Here is a 4,264-nt window from a genome sequence, read left to right on the forward strand (position 1 = left end):
TCTTCTTCTGTTCTGTTGTCTATAGAAAGAAGTTTGCTTACCATAGTACTTTTTAATTCACCATCATCAAAATCTTTTATCAAATTAGTAACTTCTATTTTTTCACCTGTTTCTAATGAATATACTAAATTATAATTATTGTACACTCCATGTGCTCCGCCTAAATATAATGCTGAAGTTCTTGTTATAGATATAGTTTTATCATTAAAATAAGTTATGTTGATAGATTTACTTGATTCATAGCTGTCAGCTGAATTTGTTACCCATTCATCATAAGGATCACTCATATCATTTTCAAATAATTTTGATATGCTTCCCTTTTTATCTTCAAATTCTAAATTTTCATTTCTTTTTAGATTATTTAGATTGAAACCTTCATTTATATCAAAAGAAATTTTATCATATACTTCTAATTTGTTAGTGTCATCAGGTATAAGCAAAAATATAGAATCTTTATATGAGAATGTTGATGCACTTCCATATTCATTAGTTTCAGAAACATCTGAATATGCATAGTTATATACTGCTGCTTTTAATGATGAAGTTGTATTTATTTCTTTTGATGAACTATTTAAAGATTTGGAAGTCATTTTAAATGATGTAATATTTGAATATGTACTTTCTATACTGTCGCCGTTTTCAGCTTCTGCATATATTCTATTATTTGTTATATCAAGAATGCTGTTTTTATCATAAAATTGATTTATATCATTTAAATTTTTATAATTAAAAGCTGCCTTTATTTTTTCATAATTAGGCATTAATTCAGAATCGCTATTTATATGATCAGGCCATCTGTCATTTAAATATACAGAAAAGAAATCTCCTTCATCGTTTTTTATATAATAGTGATGAGATATCCATTCTGCACTTTTAGATGCATTTGATATAGATTCATTTTTAATTGTTTCTGTTTCATTAGTTTGATTTTCTATTAAATCAGTATTTGTCTGTGTATTTTCAGTATTATTATTTTCTTTATTTGAACATGATATTATTACAAATATTATTAATACTATTGATAATATATTTTTTTTCATCATAAACCATTTCCTTAAATTTTAAGAATAACATAAGTAAACATAATATATTATTCCTGTTTTTTGTCAACATCTAAAAAATCATACAGCAGTATTACTATATAAAGAATTATTTTATTGACACAAAAAAAATTATAATATAATATGAAAATAAAATTATATAAAAAGGAAGCAGCAATATGAAAAGATTATTAATTATTCTATCTGCGGCTATATTGATGATAATATCATGCGGTAAAATAAAAAATGATACTGCAGAAAATTCATCAATATATGTGAATTTAGGTCCGGAACCTAAAACAATAGATCCAACATTAAACTCTCTTAATATTGCATCGTGTTATATACATCATGCTTTTGAAGGCCTAACAAAAATAGATTCTAATAACAATGTCAGAGCAGGCATGGCAGAAAGTTGGACTATTTCAGATGACGGGCTTACTTATACTTTTAGTATAAGAAAAAATGCAAAATGGTCTGATGGAAAACCAGTAACAGCTCGTGATTTTGAATACTCATGGAAAAGAGCAGTTAATCCTGAAACAGCTGCTGAATATTCTTATATGATGGAAATTGTAAAAAATGCAAAAGAAATAAACAAAGGTACTATGAATTATGAAAACTTAGCTGTTAAAGCAATTAATGATTACACATTTGAAGTAACATTAGCTAATCCGGCAAATTACTTTTTAGACTTTATAGCTTCTACAGGAGTATTTTTCCCTGTTAGAAAAGATATCATAGAAAAATACGGAGATGACTGGACTTTAAAACCAGAAACTTACATTGGAAATGGTGCTTATAAAATGAAAGAAAGATTAACAGATGAAAGAATAGTTTTTGATGTTAATACTAATTATTATGCTAAAAATGAACAAGTTGCTAAAGAAATTAATTTTATAATTATGGGAGATCCTAACACTGCTATTGCAGGAATAAGAGGAGGTAATATAAATTTCTCTGCTTTAGAACCTCCTTCTGCTGAAATAGAAACATTAAAAGAAGGCGGATATATCACTAATAATAATGCTATAGGTACTTTTTATATAGAAATAAATATTACAAATGAAGCATTTAAAGATAAAAGAGTCAGACAAGCATTAGCACTTGCAATAGACAGAAAATATATAGTAGATAATGTTACAAAAGGAGGACAGATACCTGCCGGTGCTTTCATACCTCCTGCTGTTAAAGGCGAAGAAAAAAGCTTTAGAGAAGAAACTACAAACTATATAAATATTGACAATTATGCTGCTAATGTGGAAAAAGCCAAAGCATTAATGGCTGAAGCAGGTTACAGCAACGGACAAAATTATCCTGTAATAGAATTAAAAGTTTCACCTGGTATTTATGTATTAGTTGGAGAAGCTATACAGCAAATGTGGAAAGAGAATTTAAATGTTAATGTATCATTAGTTCAAGAGGAATTTCCTATAACATTGCAGTCTTTAATAGAAAAAGATTATCAAATGTCTAGAATGGGATGGACTGGAGATTATAATGATCCTATGACAATGCTTGATGTAATGATAAGCTACGGCGGAGTAAATCATACAGGATTCCATAATGCTCAGTATGATAATTTAATATTATCTGCAAAACAAAATAAAGATAATCATCTTAGAATGAGTTATATGAAAGCAGCTGAAGCTATACTTTTAGATGAAATGCCTATTATACCTCTTTATTACAGAACAGACTCTTTTGTTAAAGATCCTAAATTAAAAGGTGTGGTATTAAATCCATTGGGAAGACATAGATTTAATTATGCTTATATGGAACAATAAAAAATATATAAAATAAAGTATTAGGAGTACATTATGAAAAAATTAACAGCTATATTACTAATTATTTTATCAGCGTTTTTTATATCATGCGGTAAAAAAACATCTGACGGTATAATTATTAATATGGGAGCAGAACCAAGGACTATAGATCCTAGCTTAAACACATTGAATGTTGTATCTGCTATGCTTTTCCATGCTTTTGAAAGTTTAACTACCATAGGTCCTGACGGTAAATTAACTGCCGGAATGGCTGAAAGCTGGGATATTTCTGAAGATGGTAAAGTATATACTTTTCATTTAAGAACAAATGCTCTATGGTCAGACGGCAAGCCTGTAACAGCACATGATTTTGAATACGGATGGAAAAGAGTTGTTAATCCTGCTACAGCTGCTCAGTATGCTTCTTTATTAGAGATAATAAAAAATGCTAAAGAAATTAATGCTGGACAAATGGACTATAATGAACTTGGAGTAAAAGCAATATAGACGATTATACTTTTGAAGTTACTTTAGTAGATCCTGCTGCTTATTTCTTGGAATTTATGGCTACTGTTGGGGTATTCTCTCCTATAAGACAGGATATTATAGAAAAATACGGAGATGATTGGACTTTATCTCCTGAAACTTTTATAGGAAATGGTCCTTATCAAATGACTGAAAGAGTAATGGATCAATACATAGTGTTTGAGGCAAGAACAAATTATTATAAAGCAGATGAAACAGTTGCTAAAAAATTAACTTTCCTATCTATGAGTGATCCTAATACCGCTATTGCAGGAATAAGAGGAGGCACTATACATTTCTCAGCATTAGAGCCGCCTTCTAGCGAAATAGCAAAATTGAAAGAAGAAAATTATATTGTACTTAAAGATGGTGTAGGTACTTTTTATTTATCGCTTAACATCACAAATAATACTTTGAAAGACAAAAGAGTAAGACATGCATTATCTCTTGCAATAGATAGAAACTACATAGTATCAAATGTTACTATGGGAGGACAGGCACCTGCTCAAGGTTTTGTTCCGCCTACTATTGACGGTATTAACGATTCCTACAGAGCTGAAGCCGGAGTATTAATAGATACTGATAATTATAAAGACAATGTTGAAAAAGCTAAAGCATTAATGGCTGAAGCAGGATATACTAATGGAGAAGGTTTCCCAGTATTAGAAATAAGAGTTTCACCTGGACTTCATATAATAGTAGCAGAAGCTATACAGCAAATGTGGAAAGCAAATTTAAATATTGATGTAACATTAAAAAATGATGAATATCCTTTAGTTTTACAATATTTAGTAGAAAAGAATTTCGATATGGGTTCTATGGCTTGGAATGCTGATTATAGAGATCCTATGACTATGCTTGATATAATGCTTACAGGAAATTCATTTAATTATGGCTTATACTCAAATCCAAGTTATGATCTATTAGTAAACA

At 29.1% G+C, this 4,264-nt stretch carries 4 protein-coding genes; 3 read left to right on the forward strand and 1 reads right to left on the reverse strand.

The genetic code is table 11. The annotated features are described in order from the left end of the window. On the reverse strand, nt 1-1,040 hold a 1,040-nt coding region (locus Q0J90_RS07090; protein ID WP_367173860.1), incomplete at its 3' end, for a DUF3298 domain-containing protein. Between the two features lie 179 nt (nt 1,041-1,219). Here Q0J90_RS07090 and Q0J90_RS07095 point away from each other — a divergent pair. The 3 genes from Q0J90_RS07095 to Q0J90_RS07105 form a co-directional block, all read left to right on the forward strand. Next, a complete protein-coding gene (locus Q0J90_RS07095) occupies nt 1,220-2,827 on the forward strand; it encodes a peptide ABC transporter substrate-binding protein (protein ID WP_297277240.1) in 1,608 nt (535 codons plus the stop codon). Between the two features lie 33 nt (nt 2,828-2,860). Continuing rightward, complete coding sequence (locus tag Q0J90_RS07100) at nt 2,861-3,313, forward strand: ABC transporter substrate-binding protein (protein WP_297277241.1); 453 nt, start codon at nt 2,861-2,863, stop codon at nt 3,311-3,313. Between the two features lie 47 nt (nt 3,314-3,360). After that, a partial coding sequence (locus Q0J90_RS07105) for a peptide ABC transporter substrate-binding protein (protein WP_297277242.1) occupies nt 3,361-4,264 on the forward strand: 904 nt, incomplete at its 3' end.

The sequence above is a fragment of the uncultured Brachyspira sp. genome (genome assembly GCF_944390595.1).
Taxonomy (GTDB): Bacteria; Spirochaetota; Brachyspiria; order Brachyspirales; family Brachyspiraceae; genus Brachyspira.

What these genes read in the sequence shown, in the direction of transcription:
- Q0J90_RS07095 (WP_297277240.1), top strand. Translation starts at nt 1,220, where the DNA reads ATGAAAAGATTATTAATTATTCTATCTGCGGCTATATTGATGATAATA.
- Q0J90_RS07100 (WP_297277241.1), top strand. Translation starts at nt 2,861, where the DNA reads ATGAAAAAATTAACAGCTATATTACTAATTATTTTATCAGCGTTTTTT.